The sequence below is a fragment of the Hyphomicrobium sp. GJ21 genome (assembly GCF_001006785.1).
In the GTDB taxonomy this organism is placed as follows: domain Bacteria; phylum Pseudomonadota; class Alphaproteobacteria; order Rhizobiales; family Hyphomicrobiaceae; genus Hyphomicrobium_B.
Map to the genome: position 1 here is coordinate 369,035 of NZ_CDHO01000001.1, position 14,177 is coordinate 383,211.

13 protein-coding genes are annotated in these 14,177 nt (G+C 60.3%); 7 read left to right on the forward strand and 6 right to left on the reverse strand.

Going from position 1 to position 14,177, the window contains the following annotated elements; genetic code table 11:
• The first annotated feature begins 77 nt into the window (after nt 1-77).
• Nucleotides 78-851, forward strand: coding sequence for a membrane protein (locus HYPGJ_RS01840; RefSeq protein WP_046845597.1), 774 nt, complete (start codon nt 78-80; stop codon nt 849-851).
• 53 nt (nt 852-904) lie between these two features.
• Here the strand turns inward: HYPGJ_RS01840 and HYPGJ_RS01845 are convergent, their stop codons facing one another.
• From HYPGJ_RS01845 to HYPGJ_RS01860, 4 genes are all read right to left on the reverse strand, one after another.
• Entirely contained in the window at nt 905-4,063 is a 3,159-nt protein-coding gene (locus HYPGJ_RS01845) for an efflux RND transporter permease subunit (protein WP_046845598.1), read from the reverse strand.
• A complete protein-coding gene (locus HYPGJ_RS01850; protein ID WP_046845599.1) occupies nt 4,060-5,526 on the reverse strand; it encodes an efflux RND transporter periplasmic adaptor subunit in 1,467 nt (488 codons plus the stop codon). The genes HYPGJ_RS01845 and HYPGJ_RS01850 overlap by 4 nt, the downstream gene beginning before the upstream one ends.
• Nucleotides 5,523-5,918 carry a FixH family protein gene (locus HYPGJ_RS01855; protein WP_046845600.1) on the reverse strand — a complete coding sequence of 132 codons (396 nt, stop codon included), beginning with the start codon at nt 5,916-5,918 and terminating at the stop codon, nt 5,523-5,525. The genes HYPGJ_RS01850 and HYPGJ_RS01855 overlap by 4 nt, the downstream gene beginning before the upstream one ends.
• 105 nt (nt 5,919-6,023) lie before the next feature.
• The gene (locus HYPGJ_RS01860) at nt 6,024-6,401 is read right to left on the reverse strand and encodes a hypothetical protein (RefSeq protein ID WP_046845601.1); all 378 of its coding nucleotides are present in this window, start codon (nt 6,399-6,401) and stop codon (nt 6,024-6,026) included.
• Nucleotides 6,402-6,659: 258 nt separating this feature from the next.
• Here HYPGJ_RS01860 and HYPGJ_RS01865 point away from each other — a divergent pair, with 258 nt between their 5' ends.
• The 4 genes from HYPGJ_RS01865 (at nt 6,660) to HYPGJ_RS01880 (ending at nt 9,907) form a co-directional block, all read left to right on the forward strand.
• Complete coding sequence (locus tag HYPGJ_RS01865; protein WP_046845602.1) at nt 6,660-7,097, forward strand: DUF411 domain-containing protein; 438 nt, start codon at nt 6,660-6,662, stop codon at nt 7,095-7,097.
• A gap of 333 nt (nt 7,098-7,430) precedes the next feature.
• Nucleotides 7,431-8,297 carry a sulfurtransferase gene (locus HYPGJ_RS01870; RefSeq protein ID WP_046845603.1) on the forward strand — a complete coding sequence of 289 codons (867 nt, stop codon included), beginning with the start codon at nt 7,431-7,433 and terminating at the stop codon, nt 8,295-8,297.
• Nucleotides 8,298-8,401: 104 nt separating this feature from the next.
• Complete coding sequence (locus HYPGJ_RS01875) at nt 8,402-9,439, forward strand: cysteine synthase A (RefSeq protein ID WP_046845604.1); 1,038 nt, start codon at nt 8,402-8,404, stop codon at nt 9,437-9,439.
• Nucleotides 9,440-9,625: 186 nt separating this feature from the next.
• The gene (locus tag HYPGJ_RS01880; RefSeq protein ID WP_046845605.1) at nt 9,626-9,907 is read left to right on the forward strand and encodes a hypothetical protein; all 282 of its coding nucleotides are present in this window, start codon (nt 9,626-9,628) and stop codon (nt 9,905-9,907) included.
• Between the two features lie 92 nt (nt 9,908-9,999).
• Here HYPGJ_RS01880 and HYPGJ_RS01885 read toward each other — a convergent pair whose 3' ends face one another.
• Entirely contained in the window at nt 10,000-10,443 is a 444-nt protein-coding gene (locus tag HYPGJ_RS01885) for a hypothetical protein (RefSeq protein ID WP_046845606.1), read from the reverse strand.
• A 377-nt stretch (nt 10,444-10,820) separates the two neighbouring features.
• Between HYPGJ_RS01885 and HYPGJ_RS01890 the strand changes: the two genes are divergently transcribed.
• Nucleotides 10,821-11,039, forward strand: coding sequence for a hypothetical protein (locus HYPGJ_RS01890; protein WP_046845607.1), 219 nt, complete (start codon nt 10,821-10,823; stop codon nt 11,037-11,039).
• Between the two features lie 163 nt (nt 11,040-11,202).
• Here HYPGJ_RS01890 and HYPGJ_RS01895 read toward each other — a convergent pair whose 3' ends face one another.
• On the reverse strand, nt 11,203-11,532 hold the full coding sequence (locus HYPGJ_RS01895) for a helix-turn-helix domain-containing protein (RefSeq protein ID WP_046845608.1): 330 nt from the start codon (nt 11,530-11,532) through the stop codon (nt 11,203-11,205).
• 289 nt (nt 11,533-11,821) lie between these two features.
• Here HYPGJ_RS01895 and HYPGJ_RS01900 point away from each other — a divergent pair, with 289 nt between their 5' ends.
• The gene (locus tag HYPGJ_RS01900) at nt 11,822-14,170 is read left to right on the forward strand and encodes an ATP-binding protein (RefSeq protein WP_046845812.1); all 2,349 of its coding nucleotides are present in this window, start codon (nt 11,822-11,824) and stop codon (nt 14,168-14,170) included.
• Nucleotides 14,171-14,177: the final 7 nt, after the last annotated feature.

The following is a 14,177-nucleotide window of genomic DNA, read 5'->3' on the forward strand; positions in this document are numbered from 1 at the left end:
GTGCGGACTTTTGAGCATCAGATTTTTACGACATCTCCACGGCAGCTCATACTGCCAACGGCGAAGGACATGCAATCATGACTGAGGAAGAGGGCGTGCATCCGGCGACGGCGTCGAAGGTGGCTGAAATTACGCTTGCATTCTGGATCCTGAAAATCCTTGCGACGACGCTCGGAGAGACCGCCGGCGATTATCTCTCGATGTCGCTGGATCTTGGATACTACGCAGGACTTGCGATTACGCTTGCCGTTCTTGTTGTCGTTCTCGCGGCCCAGATAAAGTCGCGTGCCTTGCATCCGCTGCTGTTCTGGCTCGCGATTATCGCCACGACGACGGCTGGAACCGAAGTTTCGGATTTTATGGATCGCTCCCTTGGTTTGGGCTATGCGCTCGGTTCCGCGCTTTTGGTTGCCGGTCTGCTTCTGACGCTTGCATGCTGGTACATGCGCGCTGGCGATCTGACCGTGTATCCGCTGTACCGTAAGGACAGCGAAATCTACTTTTGGCTCGCGGTGCTATTCTCAAATAGTCTCGGCACAGCCTTTGGCGATTTCCTCACTGACAATATCGGTCTCACGTTCCTGCAGGGCGCGGCAGTGACGGCAACGATCATTCTGATCGTCGGCGTTCTGCACTATTCAAAGTCTCTGCCCGATGTTCTGCTGTTTTGGATCGCCTTCGTATTTACACGTCCTTTTGGTGCGACGTTCGGCGACTTCCTCACCAAGCCGGTGGAGGCCGGCGGTTTGAATTTGCCCCGCGATTATGCGTCTTTGACGACGTTGGTTCTGCTTCTCGCAATTCTCTTTATTTCCACTCGTAGGACAGACAAGAGATACGAAAAGCGATGAGCTGGAAGCAAATGATCCCTGCGTAGCACGCGCGAGTTCGGGCGCTCGTCTGCTCACGCAGGGCTTGTGACTCCGATCTGCGTATGTAGCTGCGTCTTGGAGGGAAGGCGCCAGCCTTTCACCAGGCCATAGATGGCCGGGATCACGATGAGTGTCAGCAGTGTGGACGAAACCATGCCGCCGATCATCGGCACGGCTATGCGCTGCATCACCTCAGAGCCGGTCCCGGTGCTCCAGAGAATAGGCAACAGCCCGGCCATGATCGCTACCACCGTCATCATCTTCGGCCGTACGCGCTCGACGGCGCCGACCATGATCGAATCGTAGAGGTCTTCGCGGGTGAAGGGCCGTTTATGCAGCAGGCACTCGGCCTGAACCTCGCGCATGGCGTTGTCGAGATAGATGAGCATGATGACGCCGGTTTCGGCGGCAACGCCGGCCAGCGCGATGAAACCGACGGCCACGGCGACGGAGAGGTTGAAGCCCAGCCACCACATCAGCCAGAAACCGCCGACGAGAGCAAACGGCAACGACAGCATCACGATCATGGTCTCGGTCAGTCGCTGGAAGTTGAGGTAGAGCAGCAGGAAGATGATCATCAGCGTTACCGGCACAACCATTTGCAGACGGGCTTCGGCGCGTTCCATGTATTCGAACTGGCCACTCCAAACGAGATAGACGCCTGGAGGCATCTTCACCTGCGCCTCCACCGCCGTCTTGGCATCGGCGATGTAGCCGCCGAGGTCGCGGTCGCGGATGTCGACGTAAACGTAGGTCGCGAGCTTGGCGTTCTCGGTGCGGATGGCGGTCGGCCCTTGGGTCAGTTTGATGTCCGCCACTTCGCCCAGCGGCACAGTGCCGATGCCGCCCGGAAGCGATACCACGACGTCCTTGGCGATGGCCTGCGGGTCGGAACGAAGGTCGCGCGGGTAGCGCACCGTGACCGTATAGCGTTCCCGCCCTTCGACCGTGGTCGTGATCGGCTCGGCGCCGAGCGCCATCGAGATCACCTCCTGCACGTCCGCGACCGCCAGGCCGTAGCGAGCCAATCGCTCGCGGTTCGGGACGATCTCAAGATAGTAGCCGCCGAGCACGCGCTCGGCGTAGGCGCTGGAGGTTCCGGGCACACCCTTGAGCACGGATTCCACCTGGCGCGCGACGCCATCGATCTCGGTGAGCTCGTTACCGATGATCTTGATTCCGACCGGCGTGCGGATGCCGGTCGAGAGCATGTCGATGCGCGCCTTGATCGGCATGGTCCAGGCGTTGGAGACGCCGGGAAACTGCAACGCCTTGTCCATCTCCGCCACCAGGCTGTCGGTGGTGACGCCGGGACGCCATTCCTCCTTCGGCTTGAGATTGATGATGGTCTCGAACATTTCGGTCGGCGCGGGGTCGGTGGCTGTCTGCGCCCGCCCCGATTTGCCGTAGACCGAATCCACCTCAGGAAACGACTTGATGATGCGGTCCTGCGTTTGCAGCAGCTCCGCCGACTTGGTGATGGAAAGCCCCGGCAAGGTCGTGGGCATGTAGAGCAGCGTGCCTTCGTTGAGGTTCGGCATGAACTCGCTGCCGAGCTTGGTCACCGGCCATATGGAAACGGCGAGGATGATGACGGCGATTCCAATGGTCAGCGTCTTCGCCTTGAGCACGGTTTTGATCACCGGGCGGTAGATCGCGATCAGTGCGCGGTTGATGGGATTCCTCTCCTCGGGGATGATGTGTCCGCGCACAAAAATCACCATCAACGCCGGCACCAGCGTCACTGAGAGCAGCGCGGCTGCGGCCATGGCGAAAGTCTTGGTGAAGGCCAGCGGCCCGAACAGCCGCCCTTCCTGCGATTCCAGCGTGAAGATCGGCAAGAACGACACGGTGATAATCAGCAGCGACAGGAACAGCGCGGGGCCGACCTCCGCCGCTGCGCCGATGAGAATCTGGATGCGCGGTTTGTCCTTCGGCGCCCGCTCCAGATGCTTGTGGGCGTTCTCGATCATCACGATGGCTGCGTCGATCATCGCGCCGATGGCGATGGCGATACCGCCGAGGCTCATGATGTTGGAGCCTATGCCGAGCGCGCGCATGGCGGTGAAGGCGATCAGGATGCCGACCGGCAGCATCAGGATGGCGACCAGCGCGCTCCTGAAGTGCAGTAGGAAGATGATGCACACCGCTGCCACGACGAGGCTTTCCTCGATCAGCGTGTGCTTCAAGGTTTCGATGGCACGGTGGATGAGCTGCGAGCGGTCGTAGACCGGCACGACGTCAACTCCGGGCGGCAAAGAGGGCGCAATCTCCTTGAGGCGCTGCTTGACGTTGTCGATGACGGTCAGCGCGTTGGCGCCGAAGCGTTGCAGGACGATGCCGCTCGCGACTTCGCCTTCGCCGTTCAACTCGGCGATGCCGCGGCGCTCGTCGCCAGCGATCTCCACATTGGCCACGTCCTTCAAGAGAACAGGCGTTCCGGCGTTGGCCTTGAGCACGATCGCCTTGAGGTCGCTCTCCCCTTTGAGATAGCCGCGCCCGCGCACCATGAACTCGTGCTCCGCCAGCTCCAGCGTGCGGCCGCCGACGTCCATGTTATTGTTGCGGATCGCCTCTCTGACCGTGTTGAGGGAGATGTTGAAGCTACGGAGGCGGCTCGGGTCGACCACCACGCTGTACTGCTTGACGAAGCCGCCGACGCTGGCCACTTCCGCAACGCCGCCTGCCTTGGAGAGTCCGAAGCGCAGGTTCCAATCCTGTATCGAACGCAAGTCGGCAAGCGACTTGTCCTTGGATTGCAGAGCATATTGATAGACCCAGCCGACGCCGCTGGCGTCAGGACCCAGCGTTGGGGTGACGCCGGCGGGCAAGCGCTTGGCGGCGGCGTTGAGGTATTCGAGTACGCGCGAGCGCGCCCAATAGATGTCGGTTGCGTCCTCGAAGATGACGTAGAGAAACGAAACGCCGAAGAACGAGAAGCCGCGCACGACCTTCGAGCGCGGCACGGTCAGCATCGCGGTGGCGAGCGGATAGGTGACCTGATCCTCCACCACTTGCGGCGCTTGCCCCGGGAATTCCGTGTAGACGATGACCTGCGTGTCCGACAGGTCGGGGATGGCATCAAGCGGCAGAGTTTTCACGGCCCATACGCCCGCCGCCAATGCGAAGGCGGTGGCGATAAACACCAGCGTCAGGTTCCTCGCTGACCAGGAGATCAGACGCGCAATCATCGGCTGGCCCCCGTGGTCGAGGTCGCCTGGAAGGTCTTTAAGGCGGATTGCAGGTTGCTTTCAGCGTCGATGAGGAAGTTGCCGTTGGAAACGACCTTGTCGCCTTCCGCAACGCCGCCAGCCACTTCGACGTATCCGTCGCCGCGGCGGCCGAGCTTGACCTTGCGCGGCTCGTAGCGACCGTTGCCGAGGTCGACCAGCACCACCTGCCGGTTACCGCTGTCGATCACCGCGCTGGACGGCACGGTGAGTGCCGTGGCATTGCCGGTTGCGATCTCCACATCACCGTACATATCGGGCAGCAGCGCCATGTCCGGATTTGGCATCTCGATGCGGACCGGGATGGTGCGCGTCTCCTTCGTCAAGTGCGGGTAGATGACCGTGACCTTGCCCATAAATGTGCGGCCGGGATGCGCGCGCGTCGTGACCTTCACGGATTCTCCCGGCTTCACCGCGTCGATGTCGCCCTCGGCGACGTTGGCCATCATCCACACCACGGAATGGTCAGCGATGCGGAAGCCGACGTCGCCGGCCTTGAAGCCTTGGCCGTCGCTCCAATTCCTTTCGATGATGTCGCCGTCGATGGGTGCGCGGTAGACGAAGGTGTCGGGCACCTGCCGGTCCTGCTTCACCTGCTCCATGAATTCATGCGGCACGCCGAGGTTTTCGAGCCGCCGCGTGGCGCCGATGACGCCAGCGGGTCCCTTGAGGCTTGAAGGTGAGGCGGCTCCGTCGCTGCGGGTCGAGCCGGAGTTCTGCTCGATCAGCAGACGCGCGGCTTCGTTGAGCACCTCCTGGCCGAACACGCGGGCCAGCATTTCACCCTTCATCACGTGGGTGCCGGTGGTGACCGGCCCGATCGATTGGACGTAGCCGTCGAAGCGCGGCGCCACGACCACGATGCGACTTTCATCGAGTTGCACCACGCCCGGAGCCTGGATCGTCCGCACCAGCGGCCGCTTGCTGACGGCGATGGTCTCGACGCCGGTGTGCTGGATCTTCCCCCGCGAAACCTTGATGGAACTGTCGTCGCTGTCCTCGCCCTCGTAAACGGGAATGTAGTCCATCCCCATCGAGTCCTTCTTCGGCACCGGCGAGGTGTCGGGCAGGCCCATCGGGTTGCGGTAAAATTTGATTTTCTTCGCGCTACTGTTGCTGGACGTATCCGCCGTCCGCGTCTCCGCCGCCTTGGGCTTCGGCTCGAGTGATATGTCCTCGCTCGCGTGGACGGTTATGTAGGCCTTGCCGTTATCAGCCGTCTTGGGCTCGAGCGAATAGAACGGTTTGCCGTCTGGATCGCGGTAGTAGATCACCGGTCCAGTCGCTTCGGGTTTGTTTTCGGTGATCCCCGTGGCAGGGGTGAGCGGCAGCTTGAGCAAACCTGTCTGGCCCGCCCACAGCCCGGCACCCACCGCAGCCATGATGGCTGCAGCGGCGACCGTTCCCTTGATCAAGGGGCTCATTGGACGGCCTTGAGCACGAGCTTGTTCTCGACCGTGCCGGTCTCGCCCTGGACCTTGGCGCCAAGAGACAAGGCCCATTCCCCGGCCATGCCGAGGTAGGTCTTGAACTGGTAGACACCAGGTTCCGTCGATGAGGCCGCCTCGATGGGCGCGGTCATCATCTCCATCCCGGCAGGCCCCATGTCCATGCGCGTGGCGAAGATCACGGCATCCGAGATGGCGCGGCCAGACGGCTTGTGGACCAGTTTCACTGATAAGACCGCAGCGCCCTGCTTCACTTCCTTGTCGAGAAGCTGGAACTCGTAGTCCTTGCTGTCGGCCCGGACCGAACCGGCCATGGCTACGAGAAGCGCGACGCCGGCGGCGGCCGCGCGCAATGAATGACGTTGCATGTTGAATGTCTCCGATTGTGCTTGAATCCGCGCAGGCCACGATGGTCATGCGCACAGCGGCCACGACACGGGGTCGCGACCGAAGTCACGCCATTTGGCGCGGGCTCAGGCGCTCGGAGGTCGGAGTAAGGGCGGGATCAGTGACCCGGCGGTCACAAGCGCGGGCGTTGGTGCAACCCGGTCAACCACCGCATCACGATAAAGCACCGTTCCAACGATCGGCGCCGACATCGGCTGGAAGCATTTGACCAGGCAGTTGCCCATATCCGGACAGGATTTCTGCGGGCAATCCGGGTGCGATTTGTCGGTCTTGTGGCAGGGCATTTCGTCGGCTGTGCCGGACATCGCCATCGTGGCAAAAGCGCCGGCGTGGCCTGACATGGGGGAGGCGTAGGCGGCGGTCAACGGCATGACCATGACCGCGCTCAGCATGGCGACCATGCCAAGAACTGCAAGCCAGCGCTGGAACAACCGCTTCGTCATGGACGCAAAGTGGCACACCTCATCATGCATCGCAATATGGGCGGGCGTCGCCTGGGTCGCCAGTGAATTGCTTGTAACATGTCCTTAGTCGCCCCTGCCAACAGCGCGAGTGAGGTTGACGCGGTGGATTGGCGGTATTTGGTATACCAGCTTGTCGCGAAGGCTTGGCGCTTTCGGGTTGTCGGGGTCGATCAGTGTCAATAACCTTGGCCGTCGATCGAGCGCGAACGCAGAGATCGATGTCAGAAGGAGCCGCCTGTGAAACGCCTAGCCTTAGCCATTCTCGTGTTGACGTCGATGTCGGGGCTGGCGGCTGCGGACGGCAAAATCGCTGCGACGCTGTATAAGCAGCCGGGCTGCACGTGCTGTGATGCATACGCGGATTATCTTCGTGAAAACGGTTTCGATGTCACGGTGCATGAACGTGCTGAGATGCGGGATGCTCCGCCGCGATCATCCGTGCGTAAAGAGCTTCAGGGGTGTCACTCGACGTCGATCGACAAGTATGTGATCGAGGGGCATGTTCCCGTTGGTCCGATTAAGCGCCTGCTCGCCGAAAAGCCCGACATCAAGGGCCTGTCGCTTCCGAACATGCCGCAAGGCTCTCCCGGCATGCCGGGGGCTAAACAAGCGCCTTTCGAAATTCTTTCGATCACTGATGGCGCCGGTCCGGCGCCGGTCTACATGAAGGAATGATCGGACGCTTGCGCGCACACGCTCGCGTTTCCGCCGCTTCGAGCTAACCGCATAAAATCGACCATTGCGTCTCGATAGCGCATGTGCGTCTCTCATTATATCGCATTACGATGTATAAAATTGAATTGCGGGCTGCGAACCGCCGATGTTTCCGAAAACCTAAAGCACTGGTTTGCTGATCTGAGCGAAAAGCCGAGAAATTTTTTCAAGCTGCGATCGGCGGGTGGCAAGGATCTGCAATCCATAGACCGAGCTCAGAATATCTTCGTCGGACATGCGGTCATATCGGGACGATTTGCAAATCCGCACTTTAAAACGAAAGGGAGATTTCCGATGGTAGAGGCAGGCGCAAGTCCTCTCGTTACGGCTGATTGGGTCAAAGATAATCTGAACAATCCGACCGTCAGGATATTCGAGGTCAGCGTCGATCCCGACGTTTATAAGCGCGCTCATATTCCAGGTGCGGTCAATCTCGATTGGCATGTCGATCTAGTCGATACCGTGAACCGGGATATCGCGTCGCGGGACAAACTTCAGACGTGTCTGCGTAAAGCCGGCGTCACGCCAGATACGACGATCGTGATCTACGGCGACCATAACAACTGGTTCGCGGCGTGGGGTGCGTGGATTCTGGAGATCTATGGTCTCGGCGAGAATGTGCGGCTGCTCGATGGCGGCCGAAAGCTCTGGGAGGCGCGTGCGCTTCCGGTTACCGCGGACGTGCCGAGCTTTTCCGAAACGGCGATTGCCCTGCCGGGACGCGATGACCGCTTGCGGGCGCGCCTCGTCGATGTTCTTGCGATCGCGGAGGGGCGGACCGCCGGGCAGCTCATCGATATCAGATCGCCTGACGAATATAGCGGAAAGATTTTCGCGCCGGAGGGCGTGAAGGAGCTTTCGATTCGAGCTGGACATATTCCTGGCGCCGAGAATGTGCCCTGGGGGACGATCGTGAACGACGACGGCACGTTTAAGCCGGTCGATGAAATCCGCGCCATCTATGCCGCGAAAGGCGTCGACGGATCACAACCGGTCGTCACCTATTGCCGGATCGGAGAACGCTCGAGCCATTCGTGGTTCGCGTTGAAGCGTATCCTCGGATACGACGTTCGCAACTACGATGGATCTTGGACGGAATATGGAAATGCCGTCGGTGTTCCTGTGACAAACAAAAGCGGGACGATCTGGCTCGGCAAGTAAACGGGTGAGCGTTCCGACCGTAATTCACCCAGATTGACGCCGAGGTTGCCGGCGGCATAGTCATCTCCTGTTCTTATCTCTGATAGGTAAAAGGGGCGCGCTTCGTGGCTTATGCCGACACTCTCATTCATGCCGTCGGCAATACGCCGTTGATCAAGCTTCGTCGCGCCTCCGAAGAAACGGGGTGCACGATCCTCGGCAAAGCCGAGTTCATGAATCCCGCGCAGTCGGTGAAAGATAGAGCGGCGCTGTTCCTGATCGAGGATGCGTTGTCACGTGGTGCGATCAAGCGCGGCGGGGTGATCGTCGAAGGCACGGCCGGAAACACCGGGATCGGTTTGGCGGCACTCGGTTCGGCGTTCGGATTGCGCACGGTCATCGTGATGCCGGAAACGCAATCGATCGAGAAGAAGGATGCTGTTCGCGCGCTCGGCGCGAAGCTCGTCGAAGTGCCGGCGGTGCCTTACGCAAATCCCAACAACTACGTGCATTATTCGCGACGTCTTGCCGAGGCGCTTGCGAAAACGGAACCAGAAGGCGCGGTCTGGGCGAACCAGTTCGATAACGTCGCCAATCGCGACGGACACGCGCGGACGACGGCGGAAGAAATCTGGCGGCAGACCGACGGCGAGGTCGATGGCTTCGTCGCGGCCGTCGGGACAGGGGGAACGCTGGCGGGAATTGCGCTCGGACTCAGGGCGCGGAGCAAATCCGTGAAGATCGCTCTTGCGGATCCGCCCGGTGCATCGCTCTATTCCTTCTATACGCGCGGCGTTCTCGAAGCGCACGGCGGGTCGGTGACGGAAGGCATCGGCCAGGGTCGCATTACGAAAAACCTCGAAGGTTTTGCGCCGGACTTTTCATTCGAGATTCCCGATACGCGGTCGATTCCCCTCGTGCATCAGCTGGTGGTGGAGGAGGGGCTCTGCGTCGGCGGGTCCAGCGGCGTGAACATTGCGGGCGCCGTAGCGCTCGCGCGTGAGCTTGGGCCGGGCCATGTCATCGTGACCATGCTCTGCGATTCTGGGACGCGCTATCAATCGAAGCTGTTCAACCCGGCGTTTCTGGCGTCCAAGAACCTGCCGGTACCTGCCTGGCTGGCGCCTGAAAACGCGATCGCACCGCCGCCGGTGTTCGTATAGGCCGCATGTCGCGTCGATGACGGTCCGCTCGGCTGGCGCGAGGGTGGATCGTTCCGCTATGGGGCGAAAATTTCGCGATCGGAAACCTCAGCTTGGAATTGGGCCACCCGTATACCAGACCGCAATCATTTACGCTGACGCTCGCTCGGGAGAAATTTTCCGGTATCGCCAGCGGAGAGAGCGGCCATGAAAGTCTTCGGGTATGTCGTCATCGCAGCGGTGGCAATGACCGGCTCGGCCATCGCGGGTGAAGGTCCCGGACGCGGGCATGGTCCTGGCGGTCCTGGCTGGGGATGGAATCCCGGACTCAACGTATTCGTCGATGTGCCGATGACAGGCGCTGCGGCGGCGGGCGCTCAGGACAACCCGCAGCAGGATCGTTGCCGCGAAGCCCGGCACAGCTGCTTCGGGCAGTGGGGAGTCGAAGAGCCGGGCTACGGGCGCTGCATGCAAAGCCGCGGATGCTGATCTTATCCCATCGTTCTGATGATCATGCGTTGAAGGCCGGAAGCTGAACACTTCCGGCCTTCGTTTTTGTTCGGCGGATAAGACGGCTCAGATCACTGATCGGCCTTCTTGCCCGTGATCTCGTTCCATTTCGTGCCAAGCTGCTTCTTCAAATCCTCGACCTTTTTGGAAGCCTCATCGGTCTTCGCCGTGAAGGCCGAGCGCGCCGAGGTATAATCTGCGTCGGACAGCTCGAACTCGGTCATGAACGGACAGCCGCCATGGCTGAGCTGAGGCGCGAGATAACGAACGCGGACGGTGTTTGCTGTCGCACCCGGCCCGACCTTCATGATGACGGAGTCTTTATCCATCCGGCATTTTTCGCCTTTGGCGATTTTCTTCATGTCGACGGTGACGAACTTGCCGTTTTCGTTCAGCAGCGTGACGTCCATCGTGCTCGGAACAAACGCCATCTCGACGTTGCCGCTCGGCTCGGCGTGTGCCGCGAGGGGAACGGCGAACAAGGCGAGTGCGATCAGCGTGTTTGTGGATTTCATCTCAGTGGTCCTGGTGGCTGCGTTGAAAACAAAGGAGTGCTTAGTTAGTCGCTCGGCGAATTTCTGCAATCGGGTCGTGGGCGCCAAGAAGCGAAATATTGGGATAATCTCGTGACGGCTTCATGCCGTCCGCTCGGGGACGACGGCGTTGGCGTGTCAAATTCACAAGGCGGGCGTTCGGTTGCCCCGATGCTGCCCAGATTTGCGAAGTATTACGTGCGCCGCATGCGGTTTTTTCCTAGGTTTCGGCTGCCGCGGCTGGGTGGGCGCGACATGTGCGGCGCTGGGGATACTTCACGAGACGTTCGTGTCGTGATTTCGAAAACCATCAAATTCGTTATAAATTGATTGCGGGCACATCTACGGGGACATTCGCAATGATCGAATGGGCAAACAGAGAGCTGTCGACACTCGAAGGCCAACTTGCATTCTGGAAGTCGGGCGTGGCGCGGCTGGTGAACGGGCCGTACGAAGACGACACCATTACCCGGTCTGTTATCGATACGCTCGAAAAGCACGTTGCCGACTGGCGCGATTTGATGGCCCGGCACGACATTCCCGTGCAGCAGAATTTGTCGTCGGATAAAGAGCACTGAGCAGCGCACCGCGCTTCGGTGTTTGAGTGCGCGTGTTCGCCTACGACATAAGAAGAGGCCCAGCGGGGGAAGCTGGACCTCTATCGAAGTGGCGCGCTTGGGGGTGAAGGGCGCGCGTCTTCGAGGACTGGTTCTCGGGGACGAGATGGCGCGAGTGAGAGCTTTAGGGCTTCAATCGCGCTAACTCAGACAAGCGTGTGCTGTTCAGGATTTCGATCTGGAACGCGCCGCGCAGCCGGATGACCTTCTGGCGTATCAACTCACTGAAGCATTGTTCGAGAGCCGTCATCGAGATGCCGAGATGGAAGGCGATCTCTGCATCTGAGCGTCTGACTTCTATGATGTTGGCTTCGGCTCGCGCGTGGCTGTTCAGGTGCTCATGATGTTGGAGGAATGCGGCGAGCCTGCCGATATGCGGCGCGAACTTGAGCTGCTGCGGGGGCTCTTTGCTTTTCAGGGGTATCAGCTTGGCGACATTCTGGGGGGTTTGCATCGGTAACTCCTGCTAAGCTTGCGCACGAGGTGCCTGGCATCAAGTTCAAGCATGCGCGCACCAGCTAACTGCGCCCGATACGTTTCAGAAACCATTCAGCGGTGCGGTCTAAGACAAGCAATTTGCCAATTAGGCCGGACGGTCTACCCGGCCCGCGCTTTCGGCGTCTCTGCGACGAGGCGGTCAGAGCATCGAGCGGCCAGCATACCGAGATTTAATGCAAACCGGCTTGATATCGGACCCGATTGGGTTTCAGGCTGCCGCCGGTCCTGTGGAAGACGGACACCTGATGCGACGCGTTTCCTTGAAAGTGCTGATCGCGGCCGCGATTTCGGTCGTCTCGCTTCTGCTGACCGCAGCGGTTTCCTACGTCATTGCGCACGATGCCGTGAAGCGTCTGGAACTGCAGATCGGCCGATCTCTGGCGCTGCTCGCGGATGAAATGCAGGACAAGCTCGACCGTGCGATGTTCGAGCGTCTGCAATCTCTCGAAGACATGACGGAGATTGCGAAGATACCTTCTAAAACCGAAACACCGGCTTCCTTGCGCGCGGCACTGGAACGCTTCCAGACGGCATATGCCGACTATTCCTGGATCGGGTTCGTGAACAGCGACGGCCGGATCGAAAGCTCGACCGGCGGCGTGCGCGAAGGCCAGAACGTCAGAGATCAGGAGTGGTATAAAAAGGGTATCGATGAACCCTACGTCGGAGATGTGAAAGTTGGTGAAAGCGGTCCTGAGAAATCGCCCTCTGGTCGCGTGACCGATTTCATCGACCTCGCTGTTCCCGTGTTCAACGACGATGAGACGCTCGGCGTGCTCGGCGCGACACTCAGTGCGGACTGGGCCGAAGAGGTGAAGGACACGCTGCTTGGAAGCATGAAGAATTCGATCCATGCGGACGTGATCGTTTTGAACGACAAGAAGCAGATTCTATTCGGTCCAGACGATATCCCCGGCCAAAAGCTGGATCTTCCGAGCATCAATGATGCGCGCGCGGGGGTCGCGAGTTTCACGGTCGAACAATGGCCAGACGGGCAATCGTACGTCACCGGATTTTCCAAGAGCGACGGCTACCGGTCGTATCCGGGCCTGCATTGGATCGTGCTGATCCGGGAAAGCCAGACGCTGGCGTTCGAACCGGTCAGAAGCCTGCAGCGGAACATTGTTCTCTGGGGTATCGCGTTTTCCGCGCTGGCCGCCATTCTCGCATGGATGCTCGCGGGAAAGCTCTCGCGGCCTTTGCTCCAACTCGCGGATGCGGCGGAGGGCTTGCGCCGTGGACGCCAGGTCGATTTTCCGGCCGTCGATGGCTACGACGAGGCGCGCGTGCTGGCGCAATCGCTTCGCTCGATGGTCGCGGAACTCGGAGCGCAACGGGCTTCTCTCGCAGCGGCAAATCAGACGCTCGAAAGCCAGGTGCGGGAACGCACGCAACGTCTCGCCGAGCAGAATATCGGGCTCGAGCGCGCTAAAGCCGAGGCCGAGCAGGCGACCGAAGCCAAGTCTCGCTTCCTCGCGGCGGCAAGCCACGATCTCAGGCAACCTCTGCACGCGCTCACGCTGTTCGCGAGAGCGCTGTCGCGGCGTGTGCAGAGCGGCGAAGCGACCACTCTGGTCGCACAGATGGAAGAAGGGTTGCACGGCCTCAAAGGCATGTTCGACGCATTGCTCAATGTCTCGCGCCTCGATGCGAAGCTGATTGAGCCGACAAAAGTTGCTGTGTCGGTGGCGGATGTCATCGAACGCGTGTCGGTCGGCTTCAAGGTCGAGGCCGAACAGAACGGGCTGAAATTCTTGAGCCGCTCTCAGAATTGGACGCTGGAGACTGATCCGGCGCTGCTCGAGACGATCATTCGAAATCTGGTTTCGAACGCGCTGAAGTTCACGCATGAGGGCGGCGTAATTCTGGCTGCGCGGCGCAGGAATGGTCAGCGCATGATCGACGTCTACGACAGTGGTCCAGGCCTGTCGGCGGAGCAACACGAGAAGATCTTCGAAGAGTTTTCTCGTACCGACCAACGTGCACGCGGCGCCAACGATGGGCTTGGTCTCGGGTTGTCGATCGCGCGGCGCTATGCCGACTTATTGGGCATGCGGATTGTCGTGTGCTCGCGGTGGCAGAAGGGTTCGCGCTTTACCATCGTTCTGCCGCCGCAGCGCGTGATCGAGGCCATGCCGCTAGCTGTCGGTGCCGCCAAGGACGAAGCCGACATTCACGGCTTCCGTATTCTCGTTCTGGATGACGAAGAACTGATTGTGGCGGCGCTGAGCCGCGATCTTAGAGACCGCGGCAACGTCGTGTATGGTTATCAGCGGGCCGCAGACGCGGAGGCGGCTTTCGCGGATGGCCTCACAATCGACGTTGCGATACTCGATTTCGATTTACGCGATCGAGAAACGGGTCTTGAATTCATCAGCCGGATGTCTCACGAAACCGGCCGTTTTATTCCGGCGCTCGTGCTGTCGGGCGGAACGGATTCGGTGACGCTGGCGACACTTGCCAAATCTGGGAGGCCGTGGTTGACGAAGCCTGCCGATCCAGAGCTGATTGTTGCAACGCTTCATGCGGTCATAAAGGCGGGCAGAGCTGCAGCGCGCCAACGCGCTGCCGAAGAGCATGTTGGTTCCGATTGAAAACGCA

Bases quoted from the DNA above. Each gene is read 5' to 3' on its own strand.
- HYPGJ_RS01850 (WP_046845599.1), bottom strand. From the start codon at position 5,526: ATGAGCCCCTTGATCAAGGGAACGGTCGCCGCTGCAGCCATCATGGCT.
- HYPGJ_RS01895 (WP_046845608.1), bottom strand. From the start codon at position 11,532: ATGCAAACCCCCCAGAATGTCGCCAAGCTGATACCCCTGAAAAGCAAA.
- HYPGJ_RS01880 (WP_046845605.1), top strand. From the start codon at position 9,626: ATGAAAGTCTTCGGGTATGTCGTCATCGCAGCGGTGGCAATGACCGGC.
- HYPGJ_RS01845 (WP_046845598.1), bottom strand. From the start codon at position 4,063: ATGATTGCGCGTCTGATCTCCTGGTCAGCGAGGAACCTGACGCTGGTG.
- HYPGJ_RS01855 (WP_046845600.1), bottom strand. From the start codon at position 5,918: ATGCAACGTCATTCATTGCGCGCGGCCGCCGCCGGCGTCGCGCTTCTC.
- HYPGJ_RS01885 (WP_046845606.1), bottom strand. From the start codon at position 10,443: ATGAAATCCACAAACACGCTGATCGCACTCGCCTTGTTCGCCGTTCCC.
- HYPGJ_RS01870 (WP_046845603.1), top strand. From the start codon at position 7,431: ATGGTAGAGGCAGGCGCAAGTCCTCTCGTTACGGCTGATTGGGTCAAA.
- HYPGJ_RS01890 (WP_046845607.1), top strand. From the start codon at position 10,821: ATGATCGAATGGGCAAACAGAGAGCTGTCGACACTCGAAGGCCAACTT.
- HYPGJ_RS01900 (WP_046845812.1), top strand. From the start codon at position 11,822: ATGCGACGCGTTTCCTTGAAAGTGCTGATCGCGGCCGCGATTTCGGTC.
- HYPGJ_RS01860 (WP_046845601.1), bottom strand. From the start codon at position 6,401: ATGACGAAGCGGTTGTTCCAGCGCTGGCTTGCAGTTCTTGGCATGGTC.
- HYPGJ_RS01840 (WP_046845597.1), top strand. From the start codon at position 78: ATGACTGAGGAAGAGGGCGTGCATCCGGCGACGGCGTCGAAGGTGGCT.